At 70.7% G+C, this 20,481-nt stretch carries 20 protein-coding genes; 10 read left to right on the top strand and 10 right to left on the bottom strand.

Features of this window, described 5'->3' with window-relative positions:
* Positions 1-40 precede the first annotated feature (40 nt).
* Complete coding sequence (locus tag AB0A65_RS06610) at positions 41-1,192, bottom strand: PP2C family protein-serine/threonine phosphatase (protein WP_359947350.1); 1,152 nt, start codon at positions 1,190-1,192, stop codon at positions 41-43.
* A 61-nt stretch (positions 1,193-1,253) separates the two neighbouring features.
* Positions 1,254-1,712, bottom strand: a complete 459-nt coding sequence (locus tag AB0A65_RS06605; RefSeq protein ID WP_359947347.1) for a helix-turn-helix domain-containing protein — start codon at positions 1,710-1,712, stop codon at positions 1,254-1,256.
* Between the two features lie 96 nt (positions 1,713-1,808).
* Between AB0A65_RS06605 and AB0A65_RS06600 the strand changes: the two genes are divergently transcribed.
* Positions 1,809-2,669, top strand: a complete 861-nt coding sequence (locus AB0A65_RS06600) for an SDR family oxidoreductase (RefSeq protein WP_359947344.1) — start codon at positions 1,809-1,811, stop codon at positions 2,667-2,669.
* Positions 2,670-2,898: 229 nt separating this feature from the next.
* Here the strand turns inward: AB0A65_RS06600 and AB0A65_RS06595 are convergent, their stop codons facing one another.
* A complete protein-coding gene (locus tag AB0A65_RS06595; protein WP_359947341.1) occupies positions 2,899-3,711 on the bottom strand; it encodes an NmrA family NAD(P)-binding protein in 813 nt (270 codons plus the stop codon).
* 126 nt (positions 3,712-3,837) lie between these two features.
* Positions 3,838-4,557 (bottom strand): MBL fold metallo-hydrolase, encoded by a 720-nt coding sequence (locus AB0A65_RS06590; protein WP_359947338.1) that lies wholly within the window; start codon positions 4,555-4,557, stop codon positions 3,838-3,840.
* A gap of 327 nt (positions 4,558-4,884) precedes the next feature.
* On the opposite strand from AB0A65_RS06590, the gene AB0A65_RS06585 reads away from it, so the two are divergent.
* Positions 4,885-6,072 (top strand): MFS transporter, encoded by a 1,188-nt coding sequence (locus tag AB0A65_RS06585; protein WP_359947335.1) that lies wholly within the window; start codon positions 4,885-4,887, stop codon positions 6,070-6,072.
* 94 nt (positions 6,073-6,166) lie between these two features.
* On the opposite strand, the gene AB0A65_RS06580 is transcribed toward AB0A65_RS06585, so the two are convergent.
* Both AB0A65_RS06580 and AB0A65_RS06575 read right to left on the bottom strand, forming a co-directional pair.
* Positions 6,167-6,490: a hypothetical protein gene (locus tag AB0A65_RS06580; protein WP_359947332.1), complete on the bottom strand. Its 324-nt coding sequence runs from the start codon at positions 6,488-6,490 to the stop codon at positions 6,167-6,169.
* Positions 6,483-6,809: a hypothetical protein gene (locus AB0A65_RS06575; protein ID WP_359947329.1), complete on the bottom strand. Its 327-nt coding sequence runs from the start codon at positions 6,807-6,809 to the stop codon at positions 6,483-6,485. The genes AB0A65_RS06580 and AB0A65_RS06575 overlap by 8 nt, the downstream gene beginning before the upstream one ends.
* 346 nt (positions 6,810-7,155) lie before the next feature.
* Here AB0A65_RS06575 and AB0A65_RS06570 point away from each other — a divergent pair, with 346 nt between their 5' ends.
* Positions 7,156-8,022, top strand: a complete 867-nt coding sequence (locus tag AB0A65_RS06570; RefSeq protein WP_359947326.1) for a Scr1 family TA system antitoxin-like transcriptional regulator — start codon at positions 7,156-7,158, stop codon at positions 8,020-8,022.
* On the top strand, positions 7,922-8,167 hold the full coding sequence (locus AB0A65_RS06565; protein ID WP_359947323.1) for a DUF397 domain-containing protein: 246 nt from the start codon (positions 7,922-7,924) through the stop codon (positions 8,165-8,167). The genes AB0A65_RS06570 and AB0A65_RS06565 overlap by 101 nt, the downstream gene beginning before the upstream one ends.
* Positions 8,168-8,212: 45 nt before the next feature.
* On the opposite strand, the gene AB0A65_RS06560 is transcribed toward AB0A65_RS06565, so the two are convergent.
* The gene (locus AB0A65_RS06560) at positions 8,213-8,521 is read right to left on the bottom strand and encodes a metalloregulator ArsR/SmtB family transcription factor (protein ID WP_359947320.1); all 309 of its coding nucleotides are present in this window, start codon (positions 8,519-8,521) and stop codon (positions 8,213-8,215) included.
* 57 nt (positions 8,522-8,578) lie between these two features.
* On the opposite strand from AB0A65_RS06560, the gene AB0A65_RS06555 reads away from it, so the two are divergent.
* The 3 genes from AB0A65_RS06555 to AB0A65_RS06545 all read left to right on the top strand — a co-directional run bounded on the left by AB0A65_RS06555 (position 8,579) and on the right by AB0A65_RS06545 (position 12,577).
* Entirely contained in the window at positions 8,579-10,438 is a 1,860-nt protein-coding gene (locus tag AB0A65_RS06555; RefSeq protein WP_359947318.1) for a heavy metal translocating P-type ATPase, read from the top strand.
* Positions 10,439-10,643: 205 nt separating this feature from the next.
* Entirely contained in the window at positions 10,644-11,657 is a 1,014-nt protein-coding gene (locus tag AB0A65_RS06550) for a DUF1720 domain-containing protein (protein WP_359947315.1), read from the top strand.
* A 98-nt stretch (positions 11,658-11,755) separates the two neighbouring features.
* Positions 11,756-12,577, top strand: a complete 822-nt coding sequence (locus tag AB0A65_RS06545; protein WP_359947312.1) for an HAD hydrolase family protein — start codon at positions 11,756-11,758, stop codon at positions 12,575-12,577.
* A gap of 100 nt (positions 12,578-12,677) precedes the next feature.
* On the opposite strand, the gene AB0A65_RS06540 is transcribed toward AB0A65_RS06545, so the two are convergent.
* Together AB0A65_RS06540 and AB0A65_RS06535 are read right to left on the bottom strand one after the other, a co-directional pair.
* Positions 12,678-14,153 carry a family 43 glycosylhydrolase gene (locus AB0A65_RS06540; RefSeq protein ID WP_359947309.1) on the bottom strand — a complete coding sequence of 492 codons (1,476 nt, stop codon included), beginning with the start codon at positions 14,151-14,153 and terminating at the stop codon, positions 12,678-12,680.
* 14 nt (positions 14,154-14,167) lie between these two features.
* Positions 14,168-15,238 (bottom strand): arabinan endo-1,5-alpha-L-arabinosidase, encoded by a 1,071-nt coding sequence (locus tag AB0A65_RS06535; protein ID WP_359947306.1) that lies wholly within the window; start codon positions 15,236-15,238, stop codon positions 14,168-14,170.
* Between the two features lie 321 nt (positions 15,239-15,559).
* Between AB0A65_RS06535 and AB0A65_RS06530 the strand changes: the two genes are divergently transcribed.
* From AB0A65_RS06530 to AB0A65_RS06520, 3 genes are all read left to right on the top strand, one after another.
* Positions 15,560-15,886 (top strand): hypothetical protein, encoded by a 327-nt coding sequence (locus AB0A65_RS06530; protein WP_359947303.1) that lies wholly within the window; start codon positions 15,560-15,562, stop codon positions 15,884-15,886.
* Positions 15,879-16,802, top strand: coding sequence for a hypothetical protein (locus AB0A65_RS06525; RefSeq protein WP_359947301.1), 924 nt, complete (start codon positions 15,879-15,881; stop codon positions 16,800-16,802). Before AB0A65_RS06530 ends, AB0A65_RS06525 begins: the two co-directional genes overlap by 8 nt.
* A 78-nt stretch (positions 16,803-16,880) precedes the next feature.
* Entirely contained in the window at positions 16,881-19,634 is a 2,754-nt protein-coding gene (locus AB0A65_RS06520; RefSeq protein WP_359947298.1) for a BTAD domain-containing putative transcriptional regulator, read from the top strand.
* Positions 19,635-19,638: 4 nt separating this feature from the next.
* Here the strand turns inward: AB0A65_RS06520 and AB0A65_RS06515 are convergent, their stop codons facing one another.
* The gene (locus AB0A65_RS06515; RefSeq protein WP_359947294.1) at positions 19,639-20,457 is read right to left on the bottom strand and encodes an NAD(P)H-binding protein; all 819 of its coding nucleotides are present in this window, start codon (positions 20,455-20,457) and stop codon (positions 19,639-19,641) included.
* Between the last annotated feature and the right edge of the window lie 24 nt (positions 20,458-20,481).

Below are 20,481 nucleotides of genomic sequence, written 5' to 3'. Positions count from 1 at the left end.
GTCGTCTCCTTCGGGGGTGCCTATCGAGTCATTTGGATATTCACACAGAACCGAACGGTTGTAAACACCCTTCGTATAACCGATTGAATAACTCGGCCGCGGGACCGCTCCCGTACACCCGCGTCACCGCCAGGATCGACACGTCGTCGTCCATCCGCGCCGCGAACCGCAGCGCGTCGTCCCACACGAACTCCACGAGCGCCCGCGGCGACGGCGTCACCAGGCCGTCGAGGTGCTCCGCCAGCGGGTAGTACCGCCCCTCCGCGTCCCGCGCCTCCACCAGCCCGTCCGAGAACGCCAGCAGCGTCGCGTCGATCTCGAACGGCACCGCCGCCGGACCCCGGTGCCGCACCGGCTCGGCCAGCCGCAGCCCCAGCACCGGCGCGGTCTTCAGGTCGACCTCCTCCACCCGCTCCCCCCGCAGCAGCAGCGGCGGCGGGTGCCCGCACGACAGCAGCCGCACCTCGTCGCACTCGTCCGAGAACTCCGCGAGCAGCACCGACGCGAACAGCTCCGGGATGTACCCGTGCGCCCCGTCCTCCAGGATGCGCCGCTCCAGCCGCCACGCCACCCCGCCGAGGTCCTCCTCGTCGAGGATCGCCTCGTGGAACACCGACAGCAGCATCGACGCCGCGCCCACCACGTCGAGCCCGTGCCCCTGCACGTCGCCGAGGATCAGCCGCGTCCCGTACGGGCTCGGCCGCACGTCGAACAGGTCCCCGCCGATGCTCGCGCCCTGCTGCGCCGAGTGGTACAGCCCCGCGCACGCGAGGTCCCCGACCCGCTCGGGCAGGTCCGGCAGGACCGCGCGCTGCGCGGCCTCGGAGACCGACAGGACCGTGACCAGGCCCTTCTCGAAGCGCTGGCGGATCCAGGAGATGCCGATGGCCGTGGCGAAGACGATGGCGACGACGATGATGTCGTCCACCGCGAAGCGCCGCGAGACCGGGATCGGGGCGGCCACGACGATGAGCGCCATGGCCGCGATCGCGCCGGTCCACACGGGTCCGAGCACGAACGCGGCGAGCACGGGGACGACGGCCATGGCGATGCCCGCGTGGAGCGGGTCGGGCTGGAAGAGCAGGAAGAACGAGGCGCCGAAGAGGGCGACGAGCGGCAGCAGCCGGACCCACAGCGGGATAGCCGTGGCCGGACGCAGTCCTCCCAGGAACGTGGCCCGCGCGCTAGCCATGGCCCGAGTCTAGGTGGCCGGTCCGGTCCCACCTGCGGTTTCGCGCAGTTCGGGCGAACCGTTAGGACACTGGGCCTTCCGCGGCGGCCTCGGGCGCGGGGTGCTCGGCGTCGTACCCGGCCTGCGCGTCGAGGACCTCGGGCATGTTGGCGTACAGGTACGTGACCATCTCGCGCAGTCGCGCCTCCATGCCGGCGCCGACCTCGGTGAGGCGGTACTCGACGCGGGAGGGGAAGCCGTCGGAGGCGTGGCGCAGCACCAGGCCGTCGCGTTCGAGGTGGCGAAGGCCCTGCGAGAGGGCCTTGTCGTTGATGCCGGCGACGGCGCGGCGGATCTCGCTGAACCGCCGCGGGCCGTCGTGGAGCGACAGCACAATGAGCGTGCCCCAGCGCCCCGTCACGTGGTCGAGCACCGGCCGCGACGGGCAGTCCTCGGCGAGGACCTGGAACTCGGTGAGGTCGGGGCGACCGCTGAGGTTCTGGAACTCGGCGAGGACGTGCGGGACGGGACGGGTGGCCATGCGTCGATGTTACCTCCGCGATAGTACTTTCATTTTGATTGTACTTTCATTTGGAAAGTGAAATGATCGTCGCAACCGACACTGAAGGAGCAGCAGATGATCGTCGTGACCGGAGCCACCGGCAAACTCGGGACCCTCGTGGTCGAGGGCCTGATCAACCAGGTCCCCGTCGAGCAGATCGCCGTCGTCGTCCGCGACCCGGCCAAGGCCGCCCGCTTCGGCGAGCTGGGCGTCGAGGTCCGCACGGGGGACTACAGCGACCCGGCCTCCCTGGCGGACGCGTTCCACGAGGGCGAGAAGGTCCTCCTCATCTCCGGCAGCGAGGTGGGGCAGCGCGTGCCGCAGCACAAGGCCGTCATCGACGCCGCGAAGGCCGCGGGCGTGGCGCTCCTGGCGTACACGAGCATCCTCGGCGGCCCGGCCGCCGACTTCGAGCTCGCCCGCGAGCACCAGATCACCGAGCGGTACCTCATCGACTCCGGGATTCCGTACGTGCTGCTGCGCAACGGCTGGTACCACGAGAACTTCACCGAGGCCATCGGCCAGAACCTCGCGAACGGCGGCCTGCTCACCAGCACCGCCGAGGGCTCCGGTCTGGCGACCGCCTCGCGCGCCGACTTCGCCGCCGCCGCGGTCGCGGTGCTCACCGGCGAGGGCCACGACAACGCCGAGTACGAGCTCAGCGGCGACCAGGTGTGGACCTACGAGGAGTTCACCGCCGAGGTCGCCCGCGCCGTCGGCCGCGACTTCCCGCTCAACCGCGTCACGCCCGAGGTCCACCGCGGCATCCTCGAAGGCGCCGGCCTGCCGGGCGTCCTCGTCCCGATCCTCGTCGGCGTGGACGACGCCATCTCGCGCGGCCTGCTCTCGACGCAGACCGGCGACCTCTCGCGCCTCATCGGCCGCCCGACCTCCTCGGTCGCCGAGGCCATCGCCCAGGGAGCAAAGGGCCTCTGACCCGAAGCAGCGAAAAGCGGCCCGCAGGAGATCCTGCGGGCCGCATCGCCGCCCGGCGCAGGGAAGTGCCGTCCCGGCCGGTGGCGGTGTGAAAAGCCTTCGCCTGCTTGCGGCCCCCGGCCCTGGCATCGCCTCCGGGGGGATTGTCGGACCCCTCGGGCACTATCGAGCCGGGGGCGGCTCGATTCCGCGCCGTGAGGCGCATGACCCTGCCCGAAAACCGCCGCCGCTAGCGGAACGCCTCCGCGTGCTCGCGGGCCCAGTCCGCGAAGGTCCGCGCGGGTCGGCCCGTCAGGCGCTCGACCGTGTCGGACGCGCGGAGCGTCCACTCCGGCGGGTCGGCGCGCCAGCCCATCACGTAGTCGATCGCGCCCTCGTCGTACCCCAGGGCCTGCATCCGCAGGCGGCCCTGGTCCTCGTCCAGCGCCGTGAACGCCACGTCCCGCCCGATCGCCGCCGCGATGGCCGCGACCTGGTCCGGCACGGACACCACCCCGGGGCCGGTGAGCGGGATCTGCCGCCCCGCAATCGCATCGGTGGTCAGCGCGACCGCGGCGACGGCCGCGATGTCGGCCTCGTGGATCGGCGCGTGCCCGATGTGGGCGAACGGCTCGCTCACGGCGCCGCGCTCGCGGATCTCCTCGGCCCACGTCAAAGCGTTCGACATGAACTCGCCGGGCTGGAGCTCCACCGGGTTCAGCGCCGCGAACGCCTCCTCCACCGGCCCCCGGTACCCGTTCCACAGCAGCGACACCCGCTTCACCCCGGCCCCGAGTGCGGCCGACGCGAGCTGCGCGCTGTGGGGGACCGTCTCGTTCTTCGGCCCGAACGTCGTCATGAGGTGCAGCCCGGTGGCCCCGTCGAGCGCCCGCTCCAGCGACGCGAGGTCGGTGAAGTCGCCCGCGACCGCCTCGACGCCCTCGGGGAGCCGCGCCCCCGCCGGGTCGCGCGTGAGCGCCCGCACGGCGTGCCCGTCCGCGGCCAGCCGCTCGACCAGGTGGCGGCCGACGTTGCCCGTCGCGCCGGTGACCAGGATGGTCATGTTGTCCTCCTCGGGTCCGCCCGGACCGGGTCCGGTCCGCGCACGCCCAAGGCTAGGAACGGGATCGCCGACCGCCCTCGGTCCCGCGTCCCGGTTCCCCCTGCGCCGCTGGTCCTAAGACCCCCGCTACTCGCCCTTCCACCAGATCTCGAAGTCGTCGAAGACGTGCTCGCCGGGCGCCCCGTCGAGCTCCTTCACGGCCCGCTGGAGTTCGCGCAGCTGCGCGACGGTCATCGGCAGCGGCGCCTCGTCGGGCTGGTAGGTCCACCCGCGCGGGTAGGAGACGCCTGGGCGCGTGGACATCTCGACGTGGCAGCCGAGCAGGTGCGACACGGGGTGCTCCTCGCACCACGCCACTATTTTGTCCACAGTGGCCTCGAAGCCCTCCCAGTCCTGCACGTACAGGCGGCCCGGGTAGAACGTGTCGCCGGTGAGCAGCAGGTGCGTCGCCCGGTCGTAGAAGACGGTGGCCGAGCGGTGGTGGCCGGGCCCGGGGATGACGTCGACGGTGCGGCCGCCGAGGTCGAGCTCGCGCGGGGTGAGCGGCCAGTCGTCGAAGCCGTAGTGCGCGACGACCTCGTCCAGGTCGGGGCCGACCACGGTGGTGCGCTCGCGGTCGGCGAACTGGCCGTCGGCGGCCTTGTGGTCGCCGTGCCCGTGGGTGTGGGCCACGACCAGCTCGTAGTCCGGGTTCGGATGCGCCGCGAGCCAGGCCGCGATGTGCGCGTCCACGGTGCGGCGCAGCGGAAAGTACACGGGCTCGGGGGTCGCGCCGGTGTCCACCAGCAGCGCCCGGTCGTTCCCGAAGAGCAGGAACATGAACGGGGCCTCGAAGTTGACGGACATGTTCTGGCGCATGATGACCGTGCGGTCGTCCGCGGCGTGCGACTGGATCTCGGGCGCGGGGTCGTGCTTGGCCGAGGGCCAGCCGGCGTGCCAGTCGACGTTCAGGTTCGGTGATGAGTCGCTGATGGCGGTGCCTCCTTCTGCGGTGCCCCCGAGCCTACGACGGCGCCGCCCAGGGCCGTGCGCACATGCAGCCCGCCACGAGTTTTTGAAATGGTTGGACAAACCACTGGACCAATTGCCGGACGCGGGGAATACTGGGCGGCGGTGCCCCGGGGACACCTCGTCTCGTCCCCGGGGTCCCGCCCCCGCCCCGGAAGGAACCCCGTGACCACCGCCGCCCCGGCCCGCCCGGCCCACCTGGAGGCCAAGCGCCGCCGCGTCCTCGCCCTCGGCGCGCTCGCCTTGGGCGCCTTCGGCATCGGCCTCACCGAGTTCGTCGTGGTCGGCCTCCTCGGGCCGCTCGGCGAGGACCTCAAGGTCTCGATCCCCACCGCCGGGCTCCTCGTCACCGGGTACGCCGCGTCCGTGGCGATCGGCGCCCCGATCATGACCGCGATCGGCGCGAACCTGCCCCGCAAGACGATGCTCGTGGTGCTCATGGCCCTGTTCATCGCCGGGAACGCCCTCGCCGCGGTCGCCACCACCTACGGCACCCTCATGACCGGCCGCATCGTCTCGGCGCTGTGCCACGGCGCGTTCATGGGCATCGGCCCGATCATGGCCGCGAGCCTCGTCGCGCCCGAGAGGCGTTCGCGCGCCATCGCGCTCATGATGACCGGCCTGACGCTCGCCAACGTCATCGGCGTGCCCTTCGGCACCGCCCTCGGCCAGCAGCTCGGCTGGCGCGCCGCGTTCTGGGCGATCACCGTCATCGGCGCGGTCGCGGTCGCCGCGATCCTCGCGTTCGTCCCGGTGCGTCCCAACGACAAGGGGGAGGGGCTGCGCGGCGAGATCGCGGTGTTCCGCCGCCCGCAGGTGTGGCTGGTCCTGACGATCACCATGCTCGGCTGGGGCGCCGCCTACGCCGCGATCACCTTCCTGGAACCGCTGCTCACCCGCGTCTCCGGCTTCGAGACCTCAACGGTCCCTTGGCTGATGCTCCTCTTCGGCGTCGGCCTCACCGCCGGGAACCTCTTGGGCGGGCGCCTCGCCGACCGGGCCGTCATGCCCGCCCTCTACGGCACGCTCACCGCCGCCACGGCCGCGCTCGTCGTGTTCGCGTTCGCCGTCCACTCCCCGGTCCCGGCCGCGATCATGGTCTTCGTCATCGGCGCCGCCGGGTTCGCCATGGTCCCGGTCCTCCAGACCCGCGTGCTCGACGCCGCCGAGGGCGCCCCCTCGCTCGCCTCCTCGGTCAACGCCTCCGCGTTCAACGTCGGCATCGCCCTCTCCGCCTGGTTCGGCGGCCTCGCCATCGACGCGGACTGGGGCCTGACGGCTCCGATCTGGATCGGCGTCGCCATGGGCGTCGCGGCCCTCGCGGTCACGGCGGCGGCCTCCCAGAGGACGTGAGAGGGCCGGTCGACCTCCACCAAGATCGACCGGCCCTCGGACGCCCGACGGCCCGCCCGAGGTTCAATCGCCGGGCGCCGAGCGGCTTTGGGGGCTAAGCGGTGTCGGGTTCGGCGATGAGCGCTTCGCACTGCTCGATGATCCAGGGGCACCACTGGTCGCCGCGCCAGGAGGGCGCCCATTCGGGGACGTCCTCGGGGTCGTCGGTGAAGCGGTAGCACTCGCGGGCGCCGGCGCCGTCCTCGACGTCCAGGAGGTACTCGATGATCTTGGGGCTCCGCGCCGGATGCGAGCCGAGGGAGTACAACGTGAACGTCGCGGGCCCGCGGGTGAAGTCGCCCAGGTAGCCGTCGATCCCGGGCTTGCCGTCGGAGCGGAGGTTGTACGGGTCGTTGTCGGGGCGCACGCCGCTACCCATTGCAGTACCTCGTCTTGGCCGGGGTCGGGAGGCTCCCGTTGTGGAAGACATGGAACGCCGCCGAACGCGCCCACTCCCGCCACTCCGTTGAGCGGGAGCGCCACTCGTCGCCCCAGGTGGCGTGGAGGTCCTGCGAGGTGAGGCCCGAGACGATCAGGACCAGGTCGGCTCGGTTGTCGTTGGCGCACACCTGGAACGAGTCGGGCGCGTCCGCGCTGGAGGCGTAGACGGTGTAGCGGTTCGCACCGTCGCTGAAGCTCCCGCGCTCAAGCGGGTCGGGCGCCGGCGCGGTTCTCGGGCGGGTACTCGGATACGACATCGCTTCCTCCATTAGAGATTGTCGGATTCCCGACACTTCTGAGGCCGGGGGACCGCATTAGGTCGCTGGGAGGCACGGCCCCCCGGCCCTCCACCACTCGCAAGATGGGCAACCAAACCTGCGATGAGACCACCATAAACCACGTTTCGCCAGGTCAATGGCTATGTCCCCCTGGAGTTTCCGGCGATCAAGAACGGAGTTCCATGGTGGGTGTTCAATTTCGGGGCACCGAAATGGAACCCCGTTGTGGAGCCCCGAAACTTCAACGAGTCGTGATGAATGTTGTTGGCATTCTTCGTGCGATCATCGCTACTACCGGTGATTCGCGCAGCATAGGGAGGCCGCGATGGCAGGCAATGTCTTGAACGAGAAGCTCGTGCGCTCGTACTTGTTCGCGGAAGTCAACACCATCTGCCGGGACAGCGGATGGACACGGAACCAGTTCGCAAGAGTCATGAGAAAGAGCAGCAACACGGTCCGAGCCTGGCTCGACCAGGAGCGCCTCCCCGATCTCGGCAATCTGCTGTTGATCTGCGAGCGCGGAGGAGTGGATGAGGCGCGCAAACGATTCATCCTGCATGTCAGGGAGCAACTGCACACCGGGCAGGAACTGGTTTCTGACCTCGACAAGCGAAGCCTCTACATCGTCGAGAGCGGCGAGCGGACCTACCCGCACCACACCAAGTGGGACCCGCTTCTGTTTCCTGCGCTGGTGCAGACTGAGGCTGTTCACATGAAGGTGCTGGCAGATCCCATGGATGATCCGGCCGACAAGATCAAGCACTGGTTGCGAAAGGAACGTAGAGCAGAGACGTTCTTCGCGCGCTTCAGCGGCGATGACCACCCAACCGCCGAGATATTCGTACCATCCGGTGCGATCGCCGACCTCGGCCTGCTCACAGCGAAGGAGCGGGCAGCCCAGATCGACCGGTTGCTCTGGGCCGACTCACTCCCTGGCTGCGAGGTCTTCGTGGTTCAGCCTCCGCACCTCGCCACCTATGCGTTTGACTCGTTTAGCTCGAATGACCTTCCCGATTCAGGGCCGAATTTTGTGTATGTGGAACATCTCGACCAGAGCCGCCACGTGGTCGATGAGGCGAAACTCGCCTTGTATGATCAAGCCCGCAGCTTCCTGCGGACTCGCGCGCAAGGGATTGGAAGGTTTCTCGATGGTGGAGCACACCGGCTGGCGGAAGAGCACTCGAAGCAATAACTCGGCCCAAGCAGACTGTGTCGAGGCCCGGAACACTGCCGCTGGCTTCCAGGTGCGGGACTCCAAGCTCGGGCATGACTCCCCGGTCTTCGACCTCGGTGCTGCCGACTTCACGAGCCTGCTCCGCGCCACGGGCCGCAGCTAAGGCCCCCAGAATCGAACGGCCCCCGCGCTTCGCGCGGGGGCTTTCTCAGTCTCCGAGGGCGAGGACCTGCTCCAGGAGCGGCTTCACGCGGTCGTCGGCCGCGACGTAGTAGACAAAGGTGCCTTCGCGGCGCGTCGTGACGAGCCCGGCGAGGCGAAGTTTTGCAAGGTGCTGGCTGACGGCGGTGGGGCGGGCGCCGGTGAGGTCGGCGAGGCACGCGACGTTCTCCTCGCCCTGGAGCAGCGCCCACATGAGCTTGAGGCGGGTCGGGTCGGCCAGGATGCGCAGCGCGTCGGCGGCGGCCCGGGCCTGGTCGTCGCCGGGCATCGTGAAGTTCGGCAGCCCCTCGTGCATGTGGCCGAGCCTACCCCATCTTGCTATCTGCGTGATTGCGAATATACGATGATGCGCATGTTCGCTTCCATGTTCCGGTTGGCCGATGTCCGCTGGGCCTCCCTCGCGCTCGCCTTCTTCGCGATCGGCGCCGCCGCACAGTTCTCGGGCGCCCCCGCCTGGGCGTGGCTCCCCGCGTACCTCGCCTGCTACCTCGCGGGCGGCTGGGGCCCGGCATGGGAGGGGATCACCGCGCTCGCCAAGCCCCGCTTCGAGGTCGACCTCCTCATGGTCATCGCCGCCGTAGCCGCCGCGGCGATCGGCCAGTGGTTCGACGGGGCCCTGCTCATCGTCATCTTCGCGACCTCCGGCGCCCTGGAGGCCGTGCTCACCGAGCGCACCGCCGACTCGGTCCGCTCCCTCCTCGAACACGCCCCCGACCGGGCCGTGCGCCTGCGCGACGGTCGCGAGGATACCGTGGACGCGGCCGGCCTCGCCCCCGGCGACACCGTCCTCATCCGCCCCGGCGACCGCGTCCCCGCCGACGGCACGGTCACCGCGGGGGAGTCCGAGGTCGACGAGTCGACCCTCACCGGCGAGGCCCTGCCCGGCCGCAAAGCGATTGGCGCGCAGGTGCTCGCGGGCACGGTGAACGGCACGGGCGCGCTCGAAGTGCACGTCGACCGCTCCAGCGCCGACTCCGTGCTGGCGCGCGTGGCCCGCCAGGTCGAGGAGGCGTCGGAGGCGAAGTCCAAGACCCAGTTGACGATCGAGCGGGTCGAGCAGCCATACTCGCTCGTCGTGGTCGCCGCGACGCTCGCGCTCATCGGGATTCCGCTGCTGGCCGGGGCCGCGTTCGAGCCGACCCTGCTGCGCGCCATGACGTTCATGATCGTCGCGAGCCCCTGCGCGATCGTCCTCGCCACCATGCCGCCGCTCCTCGCCGCCGTCGCCCTCGCGGGGCGCCGCGGCGTGCTCGTCAAGAGCGCCCTGATGATCGAACGCCTCGCCGAGGTCGACCGGGCCGCCTTCGACAAGACCGGCACCCTCACCCACGGCCGCCCCCGCGTCGAGCGCATCGAGGCCCTCGACGGCGACGAAGCCCGCCTGCGCCGCCTCGTCGCCGCGGCCGAGGCCCGCTCCGAGCACCCGCTCGGCCGCGTCCTCGCCGCGATCGGGGACCCGAACGGCGCCACCGACTTCCAGGCCGTGCCCGGCCGCGGCGTGCGCGCCCGCGTCGACGGCGCCGATGTCCAGGTCGGCCACCCCGTGCTCTTCGAAGACGCCGAGGACGACCCCGCGGCCCGCCGCCTCGTCGCCGAGCTCGAAGCGCAGGGGCTCACCGTGGCCGTCGTGATCGCCGACAAGCGCCCGGTCGGCGTCATCGGCCTCACCGACACCGTCAGACCCGAAGCCGCCCAAGCGATCACCGCTCTAGAGACCCGACTCGGCACCGAGGCCCGCCTTCTCACCGGCGACCACCCGGCCGCCGCCCGCCGCGTCGGCGCCGCCGTCGGCATCGACCGCATCGACGCGGCGCTCCTCCCCGGCGACAAGGCCGACCGGCTCGCCGGGACCCGCACCCTCTACTGCGGCGACGGGATCAACGACGCGCCCGCGCTCGCCGCCTCGCACGTGGGCGTCGCCATGGGCGGCACCGCCTCCGACCTCGCGCTCCAATCCGCCGACGTCGTCCTGGTCGGCCAGCGCCTCACCGCCCTCCCCGCGGCGGTCGACCTGGCCCGCAAGGCGACCCGCGTCGCCCGCGCCAACCTCGTGTTCGCCGCCGCCGTGATCGCGGTCCTCGCCACCTGGGACCTCGTGGGCGACCTGCCGCTCGTCCTCGGCGTCGCCGGGCACGAGCTGTCCACGGTCATCGTCGGCCTCAACGGCCTGCGCCTGCTCAGCGGCCGCCATTGGAAGGAGGACCGGGCCTAGCGCCGGTGGGACCGTCCCGGGTGCGTTCCTCACCACATTCCTGGTCACCGGGGCGCTCGCGGCACTGGGCCTCGCCCTGGCCCCGCGCCTGCGCGCCCGCCCCTGACCCGCGCGGGCGGGGAACGGGTGTCGCAGGTGGCCCATATGATGGCCGCCAACCCCTGATGCCCCACCCCTCCCCGCCCGCAACACGGAGAGTCAGCCCATGACCTACCCGCCCCCCAGCCCCTACGACCCCAACCAGGCCCAGGGCTACGGCCAGCCCCCGCAGCCCGGTTCCCAGCCCGGGTTCGGCTCCCAGCCCCAGCCCGGTTACGGCTCCCAGCCGCAGCCCGGTTACGGCTCCCAGCCGCAGCCCGGCGGCTACGGCGCCCCGCCCCCGCCCTACGGCGCGACCCCGCCGCCCCCGCCCGGATTCCCGCCCCCGCAGCAGCCCGGCCCGTACGGCGCGCCGCCGATGCCCCCGCCGAACCGCGGCGGCGGCATCGGGGCGAAGGTGCTCAGCGTCATCGGCGTGATCGTCGTCGGCATCATCGTGGTGGTCGTGAAGGCCCTCATCCGCGACGCGGGCGACTCCAACGACGCGAACAACGACTCGACGGACTCTTCCACCGACACCGTCCTCACCGACGAGCAGATGGACGCCGCCGAGGCCGCCGAGGTCGGCGACTGCATGACCGACGTGACCGGCAGCGGCGACATGGTCGTCGAATGCTCCGACGCCACCGCGTTCTGGACCATCACCCTCGTCTCCGACGACTCCGGCGCCCAGGTCGACATGTTCGGCGACCTCACCGACTCCTCGGTGGGCGGCACCGTCTGCGGCGAGGAGTACCTCGGCTGGACGCCCGGCGAGCTGTGGAAGTCCTACCAGTACGTGTACACCGAAGAGGTCGAAGGACTCGGCGGCCCCGTCGACTACTTCTACTGCGTCGAGGCCATCGACAAGGAGGACGCCAACGGCGGCCGCCCCGCCACGCCCAACACCGGCGACTGCACCGACGGCACCCTCCTCACCTTCGACTGCTCCAACACCTCGGCCCTGTACGTCGTGGACGCCGTCGAGGTCTACAACCCGCCGATCGACGAGCTCACCTTCGACTACACCACCGCCCTCGGCGGCTGCGAAGGCTCCGACTACTACGCCACCCCGGTGACCGTGGAGGAGTCCTTCACCAGCAACGTCTACATGGCCTATTGCAGCAGCGACAACGCCTGACGACCTGACCTGACGGGGGCGGCCCGCGGCTCGCGACGAGCCGCAGGCCGCCCCCAAACCCGTTGCGCGAAACGCCCACCGGACCGAATACTCAGGGCGTGCGCAACTACCGTGTGATCGCGACAGACCTGGACGGCACCCTCCTCGACCCCCGGCACCTCCTCACCGAACGCAACCGCGAGGCCCTCCTCGCCGCCCGCGCCCACGGCATCACCGTGGTCGCCGTGACCGCACGCACCCCGCGCGGCCTCCACCTCGTCCCCGGCCTCCCCGAGACCGTCGACTTCGCGATCTGCAACAACGGCGCGGTCCTCTACGAACCCGCCACCGGCGCCATCGACGTGCGCCGCACCATCCCCGCCCCCGCCGTCGCCGAACTCCACGCCCGCGCCCGCCACGCGATCCCCGACGCGCTCTTCACCATCGAGACCGGCACCGCGATCTACGCCGAGGGCACCGACCCGGTCGCCCGCTCCCACTACGGCGACCCCTGGACCGACGTCGCCGCGCTCGAAGACGTCCTCGCCGACCTCGACGGCGTTGTGGAATACCGGGTCCAGCACCGCGACATGGACGGCCCGTCAATGCGCGCCGCCCTCGACCGCATCCCGACCCCCGGCATGGTCCGGTGGGCCTGGGGGAGCTTCCCGGTCCTGGAGTACAACGCCGACACCGTCAACAAGGGCGACGCGCTGGCCGCTTGGTGCGCCGAGCGGGGCTTCGCGGCCGACGACGTGGTGGCTTTCGGCGACATGCCCAACGACGTGTCGATGCTCGCCTGGGCGGGCCGCTCGTACGCGATGGCCGGGGCGCCGTCCGAAGTGGTGGAAGCCGCCGGGTTCGCGGCCGCCTCGAACCGGGAGGACGGCGTCGCGCGGGCCGTCGAGGACCTCCTCCCCGAACCGGTCCGGACCGACTGAGCCGCAGACGGATCGGGCGGGACCTGGGAAGTGAGGCCCCGTCCGACGATGCGCGAAAGCGGTCCCCTCGCAATGCGAGGGGACCGCTCTCGTCATGGCGCTACTCGCCCGAAGGCGCCGGGATCACCACCCCGGACGGGAGGGGGGTCCCGAAGTTCGGGGTGCCGTTCGCGTTCCAGGTGATGGGCTGGACGCGGGTCTGGCGGGTGGAGCCGCAGCCCTGGGCCGAGGTGGTGTTGCCGTGGTAGACGAGCCACTCCTCCGTGCCGTCGGGCGAGGTGAAGAAGCCGTTGTGGCCCGGGCCGAAGACGCCGCCGCCCTGCTGGAGGACGGGGGTGGAGGTCTTGGTCCAGGAGGAGGCCGAGAGCGGGTTGGAGCCGGTCAGTTCGAGCAGGCCCAGCTTGTAGTCCGGGGTGTTGCACGAGGACGCGGAGAACGTGACGAAGGTGCGTCCGTTGTGCTGGAGCACCGCGGGGGCCTCGTTCGTCCTGCCGCCCTGGATCTCCCAGCTGTAGGTCGGCTGCGAGATGGTGACGTGCGAGCCGGTCACGGTCCACGGGTTCGACATCGCGGCGATGCGGATCGACTGGTCGGCGCCCACCCACTCCGACCACATCAGGTAGAGCGAGCCGTTGTATTCCAGGTACGAGCCGTCGATGTTCCACTGGTTCGGCAGCGGCGTCCCCATGAACTCGTACGGCCCCATCGGGGTCGAGGAGGTCGAGCGGAGGACGTGGAGCTTCTGGCCGTCGAAGTTCGTCTGCGAGTTCCCGGAGGTGTACATCAGGTACCAGGTGCCGCCGATGCGGTGGAACTCCGGCGCCCAGTGCGAGCAGCAGCGCGCGGCGGTGCCGCTGTCGTTCCACACCACGGTGTCCGAGGCCGACTTGAGGCCGTCGAGGGTCGTGGCGCGGCGCATCGTGACCGTCGAGTCCCAGGTGGTCGTGGACATGTAGTAGTACCCGTCCCAGTACTCGATCCACGGGTCGGCGCCGTTGGTGCGCAGCGGGTTCGAGACCGTGGCCTCGCCGGACGCGGGGACCGCGTCGAGGCGCCACTTCTGCGCGTTCAGGCCGTTGTAGGTGTACTGCGAGATGCGGGCACCGGTGGAAGTGGACCACTCCCACAGGTCGAGGGCCTTGCCCGAGAAGCGGTTGATGAAGCTGTACGTGCCGTCGGCGTGCTCGGTCACGGACCACTGCTGGTTGGTGCCGCCGAGGTCGGTCCACTGTGCGATTGTGGCGCCGTCGGCGGCGTTCCACTCGTACACCTCCAGGACCTGGCTGGAGTGCCGGGCCTGGATCTTGTAGTAGCCGGAGCCGACGTCCACGAAGCGGAACTGCTGGCAGGTGCACTGGTTCGGCGTGTACTGGTTGAGGATCGTCCCCGCCGTGGTGGAGGCGTTGAGGATGTCCAGCGCCAGGCCCGAGTGGGCGCTGGTGATGGTGAACCAGGTGTTCGTGGTGACGGCGGCCTTGGCCGGCGTCGCCGTGGCGATCGACAGGCCGAAGGCCGCGAGCGCCGCTATGACGACGCCGGCGAGCAGGGCCCGGCCGCGTGCGAGGGTCGAGGACATTGGTGGTGCTCCGATCAGCTTCCGTTGAGGACGGGCCAGCCCGCCGAGTTCCATTCGATCCGCTCGATGTCGAGCGTGAAGCCGCCGTTCGATCCGTACGCGTGGTAGGCCATGATGCCGCGGTGGATCGACTGGCCGCCCGCGGCGACGTTGCTCCCGTACGCGCCCAGGACGACCGTGCCGCCCCCGTTGCGCATGTCCACTCCGGACGCGTCCGTGAACGGCCCGGTGGGGGAGGTGGAGCGGCCGACGGTGATCTTGTACGTCGAGTTCGCCCCGGCGCAGCAGGTCCCGATGGACGTGAACAGGTAGTAGTAGTCGCCGTGCTTCGTCATCGAGGGCGCCTCGATGCCGCCGCCCTTGGTGGCCAGGCGGATCGGGGTCGCGCCCGCGGCGGGCTTGCCCGAGGGCCAGTCGAGCTGGATCGTGTGGATGCCCTGCCACCAGGAGCCGAAGACCATCCAGTGGCGGCCCGAGTCGTCCACGACGATGTTCGGGTCGATCGCGTTGTACGCGTTCCCGCTGTAGGACTGGAAGACCACGCCCTTGTCGGTCCAGCCGTAGCCCGCGGCGGACGGGTCGAGCGTCGGGCTCGTCGCCAGGCCGATCGCCGAGCGCTGCGAGCCGAACGTGGAGGCCGCGTAGTAGAGGTAGTAGAGGCCCTGCGCGGCGTCGTAGTGGACCTCGGGCGCCCAGAGGTTCGAGACCCCGGGGATCTGCTGGGTGATCCACGCGGGCTTGGCGTTCCAGATGGTGCCGAGCGACTGCCAGGTCTGGCCGCCGTTGGTGGAGCGGCGGATCGACGGGGTGCCGCCGCCCTGGTTCGCGTCGCCGGTGGCGAACACGTACCACGGTTCGCCCGAGCACCCGGCCCACAGCGCGGGGTCGTGGGCGCCGAGACTGCCGCCGACCGAACTCGGCTGGGCGGGCGCGCAATCCTGCTGGGCCGCGACGCCGTCGGTGCTGTCGTCCGCCTGCGCATTCGCGTTGACGGCCAGGAAGGTCGCCGCGCTGACGAGTGCCGCGACGGCTACTGCCAGCGTCGCGGTGAGCCGCCTGCTGCGGCCGGTGGTCTCGGTGCTCATGGGTGGCCTCCTCTGCCCTCCTCGATGAGGGCGATCGGATCGGTGGGCCGAGATCGATGCCGGGCGGCTCTCGGCGCTCGCGGGCGTTATGCCCGAGAATTGGGTATCCATGTATATCGATGTGTAGAGGCAGGCTAACTGAGTTTTACCGCTAACACAAGAAATATCTACAACGTTGCAGAACTTTCTCGCGCCCTGCCTTCGCGACCTGTGCCGAATCCGTGCAATCCCCGTGCAGCCCTCAGCCAATCTCGTTCCCAGCTGCAAGGGCACCAACGGCGACTCCGTTCCACCGCCGTGACCGTAGAGGAGACCGACTCAGTGAGCTATGAAGGATTCGACGTCGACACCGAGACGGTGCGGGAGGCCGCCGGGTTCCTGCGCGTCCTCGGCGGCGACTTCGCCGAGATCGCCGGATACGTGGAAGAGGCCGACCCCGACTGGTGGATGTGGGGAGGCACCGGACTGCTGATGGCGCAGCAGTACGAGATCGCGGCAGGGCATATCCGGATCATCCTGGACAAGTTCGATCCGGCGGTGCAGGGCATCGCCGCGCGCATCGAGGACAGCTGCGCCGAGTACGAGGACGCGGACGGCCAGTCCGCCGACGACCTCTGTGGCGCAGGCGAGGAGAGCACCTATGTCTGACGGAGTAGTGGACCTGACGGGCGCGCCCCAGCACACCGGCTTCGGCGAGGGCACGGGAGAAGCGGCCGAGGACACCTCAGGCGACTTCTTCGCCTCCCTGGGCAAGGCGGCGCAGGGGCTCCCGATCGTCTCGCACGGGTTCAACATCGACAAGATCTGCCACACCGCCGGTGAGCCGCTCGACCGCCTGTTCGACGGCGACGCCTCGATGGACGACCTGCTCGTCCTCGCCCAGCAGGTCGTCGCCATCGAACAGGAGCTCATCGCGTTCATCGAAGAGCGCCTCGCCTTCAGGACCGGCCAGGTCGACCTCGGCTACCTCACCGGTGCCCTGACCAAGCTGGGGCTCGACTTCCTGCTCGGCGTCTGCCAGCCGTTCCAGGACGCCGTCGGCTTCATCCTCGGGAATCCCGAGCGCATCAAGGTGAGCTCTGCGATGTGGTCCACCGCAAAGGACTCGCTCGGCACCGTGAACGAGCACCTCGGATCGACGACGGTCGACAGGCTCGCACCGAACTGGAGCGGACTGGCGAGAGACGCGGCAGTCCAGCGCTTGGGCGAACTCCAGGGCGCGGTGCAGACAGCGGCCGGGCTCTCGTTCCTCATCAGCACCCTCATGGACCTCACCTCGGGGTTCGCCGAGGCCCTGAACAACCGCGCCAAATCGTTCGTGGCCGACTTGTTGTCCGGGCTCGTCAACGCCCTGCTCTTCCTGCTCTCGCCCGATCCCTTCGTCAAGGTGGACGCCATCCTCGGCGCCGTCCTGATGATCGTCAAGCTCACCCTCGAAGCCGTCAACCTCGCACTCCAGGCCGCCCGCATGTACCTCGCCGCCTCGGCGCTGCTCGACGCACTCGCCGCGCAGTTCACCGAGACCGTCGCGCTCCTCGACGCGATGTCCGCCGACCCCTGCTGACCGCACCTGCCGGACCCCGCCTCCGCACCGGCGTCGATAGGCTGAAGCCTTGGCGCACAGGTGCGAGGAGGCCGCGCGGTGGAGTTTCGGGTACTGGGGCCGCTGGAGCTGGAGCACGAGGGGCAGGCCGTCGCACTGAACGGGGCGATACCGCGCCGGGCGCTCGCCCTGCTGCTGCTCGAAGCGGGTCGGGTCGTGCCCATGCACCGACTCGTCGAAGCGCTCTGGGACGACGAGCCGCCCTCGACGGCCAGGCGCCAGGTGCAGAACACCATGGCGGCCCTGCGACGGTCCATGCCCGAGGACGACTCGATCGAACGGATCGGCAACGGATACCGGCTCACCACAACATATCTCGACTCGGAGGCGTTCCGCTTCGAGGTCTCCCAGGCGAAGCGGGCCGCCGCCGACGGCCGGTTCGGCGAGGCCGAATCCCTGCTGAGACTGGCTCTCCGCCGCTGGCGGGGACCCGCGCTGGCGGGAATCGGCGGCCGCCTCGTCGCTTCGGCGGCACGGCATCTGGACCAGGAGCGGCTCGCCGCCGAAGGGGCGCTCATCGACGCCCTCACTGCTTTGGGCAGGCACGGCGACGCCATCGCCGATGCCCGCCGCGTCCTCGAAGCACACCCGCTCGACCAGCCGCTCGCGGGCAAGCTGATGCTCGCCCTCTACCGCTCCGGCGATGCCGCCGCCGCACTTCGGGTCTATGAGGACCTCCGAGCCAGGATCGCCGACGAACTGGGCGTCGACCCGCACCGGACGCTGCGTGACCTGCACACCGCCATCCTTCGGGAAGACCAGTCCCTCGACCCGCCCGCGGCGGAATCGCGGGCGCCCGCGACCCGGCCCGCGCTGCTGCCCGCGGCGCCGCACGGGTTCACCGGCCGCGTCAGCGAGCTCGCCGAACTGGATGCGCTGCAAGCGGAGCACGGCAGCACGAGGATCGCCGTCATCGCCGGGACCGGCGGCATCGGAAAGACGACACTGGCCGTCGAATGGTCCCGCCGCGCCTCCGGGAGCTTTCCCGACGGGCAGCTCTACGCCAACATGCGGGGCTTCGACCCGCTCGGCACTCCCGTCGACCCGTACGAGGCGGTCCGCGGATTCCTCGTCGCCCTCGGCACCGCTCCCGAAGACCTCCCGCCCACACCTGCGGCGCAAGTGGACCGGTACCGGAGCCTGCTCGCCGATCGCCGCGTCCTCGTCGTCCTCGACAACGCGACGAACGCCGCACAGGTCCGGCCGCTCCTCCCCGGCGGACCCGCGAACTTCACCCTCGTCACCAGCCGCAACCCGCTGTCGAGCCTGGTCGCCGCCGAGGGGGCGCGGCCCATGCGCCTTGGCAGGCTGTCCCCGGGCGAAGGGATGGCGATACTGCGGAGCCGGATCGGCACGCAGCGCGTCGACGCAGAACCCGCGGCCGCAGAGCACATCACCGCACTGTGCGCCGGCCTCCCGCTCGCCCTGGCCGTCGCCGCCGCCCGCGCCGCCGTTAATCCAGGATTCCCGCTCGCGGACATCGCCGAGGCGTTGAGCGGCACCGGCGACCGGCTCGACGCGCTCGCCGACGACGATCCCCTGGTAGACGTCCGGACCGTCTTCTCCTGGTCCTATACACAACTCGAACCCCAGGCGGCCCAGATGTTCCGCCTGCTCGGCCTCCATCCGGGCCCTGACTGCTCGCTGCCCGGCGCAGCGAGCCTCGCCGGCCTCCCGGTCCAGACCGTTCGGAACACGCTCGGGGACTTGACCGATACGAACCTGATCGAGGAGCACCGCCCCGGCCGGTACGTCCTTCACGACCTCCTGCGCGTCTACGCTGCCGAGCTGGTGGCGGCGGCGGAGCCGCAAGCGGTCCGGACCGAGTCGTCGGCCCGCATGTTCGACCATCTCGTCCACTCGGCTGCCAATGCCGTGCAACGCGTGCGACCACGCCCAATGCGTTGGGAACCGGAACCCGTCCGCACGGGAGCCGTGGAGGAGACGTTCAGCGACTTCGACCGGGCTCTGGCCTGGCTCACCGCAGAGGACGAAGTGATCGCGGCCGCAACCGCGCTGGCTGTTCAGACCGGGTTCGACGCGGAGGCATGGCGACTGAGCTGGTCGCACGTCGGCTTCCTGGCAAAACGCGGCGATGCCGACGCGACCATCACCTCGCAGCGGATGGCGCTCCGGGCGGCACAGCGCCTCAGCGACATCCCCGCCGCCGTCTTCTCCCACCGGGTCCTGGCGGGAAAGCTGGCGAAGCGCGACGGCGTGCCCGAAGCCCGGAAGCACCTCCAGGAGGCCCTGCACCTGGCCGACGCGAGCGGCGACCTGCCGCTGCGAGGCCAGGTCGGCCTCAACTTCGCGCTCCTCCATCAGGATCTCCGTGAACACGAAGATGCGGCATCGCAGGCCCTCGACGCGCTGGCCGTCTTCGAGATGATCGGCGACGAGACCTGGCAGGCCAGCGCACTCAACAGCGCCGGATGGAACCTGGCGCAGGTCGGGCGGTTCAGCGACGCTCTCGACCACTGCCGCAGAGCGCTCGAACTGTTCGAGAGGATCGGGCGCCTCGACGGTCAGACCGTCACGCTCGACAGCATCGGGTACGCCCTGCTGCACAGCGGCGCGCACCAGGAAGCGGTCGACGCGTACCGGCGCTCGCTCAAGCTCGCCGAGGCCATCCGGGAGCGCCCCACTGAAGCCGAGTCCGCCGAGCACCTCGGCGACGCCCTGCTCGCCGTCGGCGACCGGGGCGCCGCCGAGGATGCCTGGGTGCACGCGCTCGAAATATACGTCGAGCTCGGCAGCCCTGCCGCGGACCGGGTCCGCCTCAAGCTCGGATAGCCCCTCAGCGGAACGCGGCGGCGTTCCGCTTCGCCCACTCCGCGAACGAGGTCGCCGGGCGGCCCAGCACCTGCTCGACGTCGGGAGTGGGCCGCTGCTCGGCGGGGGAGGGCTCGCCCAGTGCGCCGAGGGTGGCGTCCACGACCCGTTCGGGCATGAAGCCGAGCATGCGGGCCCGCGCCTCCTCGCGGGTCAGCTCGGTGAACCCGACGGGTTCGCCGATCGCCGCCGCGATGGCCGCCGCCTGCTGCCGCGGGGAGACCGCGTCAGGTCCGGTCAGCGTGTGGATCCTGCCCGCGTGGCCGGGCTCGCGCAGGGCCAGTGCCGCCACCGCGGCGATGTCGGCGGGGTCCACGGCTGGGATCGCGGTGTCGCCGAACGGCGCCTCGACCACGCGCCGCTCCTGGACCGACCCGGCCCAGGCGTACGCGTTGGAGGCGAAGTTCCCGGGCCGGAGCATCGTCCACTCCAGGCCCGACTCCATTACGGCCGCTTCGAGGTTCGAGGCGTGGCGGCCGGTGCCGACGCCGTGGGAGGAGAGCAGCACGACGCGGCGCACGCCGCTCGCCCGCGCCACGTCCATGAGGGCGCCCATGTCGCCGCGCACGATGAAGTCCCCGGCGGTCAGGACGAACAACGCTTCGGCGCCGTCGAGGGCGGGCTTGAGGGTCTCGGGCTCGGCGAGGTCGGCGCGGTGGTGCGTGACGCCCTCCGCGGGCGCGGCCTCGCCGCGGGCCACGGTGGCGACCTGTTCCCCTGCGGCGGTGAGGGCCTCCACGAGCGGGCGGCCGACGTTGCCGGTGGCTCCGGTGACGGTGATCATTTCGTGCTCCTTCGTTGGGGTTCC

This window comes from Glycomyces sp. NPDC047010, from assembly GCF_040644205.1.
Lineage (GTDB): Bacteria > Actinomycetota > Actinomycetes > Mycobacteriales > Micromonosporaceae > Glycomyces.
This window is presented reverse-complemented; position numbering and strand designations above follow the sequence as displayed.

Excerpts from the sequence above, each read along its gene's own strand:
- AB0A65_RS06610 (WP_359947350.1), bottom strand. The coding sequence starts at position 1,192 with ATGGCTAGCGCGCGGGCCACGTTCCTGGGAGGACTGCGTCCGGCCACG.
- AB0A65_RS06605 (WP_359947347.1), bottom strand. The coding sequence starts at position 1,712 with ATGGCCACCCGTCCCGTCCCGCACGTCCTCGCCGAGTTCCAGAACCTC.
- AB0A65_RS06600 (WP_359947344.1), top strand. The coding sequence starts at position 1,809 with ATGATCGTCGTGACCGGAGCCACCGGCAAACTCGGGACCCTCGTGGTC.
- AB0A65_RS06595 (WP_359947341.1), bottom strand. The coding sequence starts at position 3,711 with ATGACCATCCTGGTCACCGGCGCGACGGGCAACGTCGGCCGCCACCTG.
- AB0A65_RS06590 (WP_359947338.1), bottom strand. The coding sequence starts at position 4,557 with ATGTCCGTCAACTTCGAGGCCCCGTTCATGTTCCTGCTCTTCGGGAAC.
- AB0A65_RS06580 (WP_359947332.1), bottom strand. The coding sequence starts at position 6,490 with ATGGGTAGCGGCGTGCGCCCCGACAACGACCCGTACAACCTCCGCTCC.
- AB0A65_RS06575 (WP_359947329.1), bottom strand. The coding sequence starts at position 6,809 with ATGTCGTATCCGAGTACCCGCCCGAGAACCGCGCCGGCGCCCGACCCG.
- AB0A65_RS06570 (WP_359947326.1), top strand. The coding sequence starts at position 7,156 with ATGGCAGGCAATGTCTTGAACGAGAAGCTCGTGCGCTCGTACTTGTTC.
- AB0A65_RS06565 (WP_359947323.1), top strand. The coding sequence starts at position 7,922 with ATGATCAAGCCCGCAGCTTCCTGCGGACTCGCGCGCAAGGGATTGGAA.
- AB0A65_RS06560 (WP_359947320.1), bottom strand. The coding sequence starts at position 8,521 with ATGCACGAGGGGCTGCCGAACTTCACGATGCCCGGCGACGACCAGGCC.
- AB0A65_RS06555 (WP_359947318.1), top strand. The coding sequence starts at position 8,579 with ATGTTCGCTTCCATGTTCCGGTTGGCCGATGTCCGCTGGGCCTCCCTC.
- AB0A65_RS06550 (WP_359947315.1), top strand. The coding sequence starts at position 10,644 with ATGACCTACCCGCCCCCCAGCCCCTACGACCCCAACCAGGCCCAGGGC.
- AB0A65_RS06540 (WP_359947309.1), bottom strand. The coding sequence starts at position 14,153 with ATGTCCTCGACCCTCGCACGCGGCCGGGCCCTGCTCGCCGGCGTCGTC.
- AB0A65_RS06535 (WP_359947306.1), bottom strand. The coding sequence starts at position 15,238 with ATGAGCACCGAGACCACCGGCCGCAGCAGGCGGCTCACCGCGACGCTG.
- AB0A65_RS06525 (WP_359947301.1), top strand. The coding sequence starts at position 15,879 with ATGTCTGACGGAGTAGTGGACCTGACGGGCGCGCCCCAGCACACCGGC.
- AB0A65_RS06515 (WP_359947294.1), bottom strand. The coding sequence starts at position 20,457 with ATGATCACCGTCACCGGAGCCACCGGCAACGTCGGCCGCCCGCTCGTG.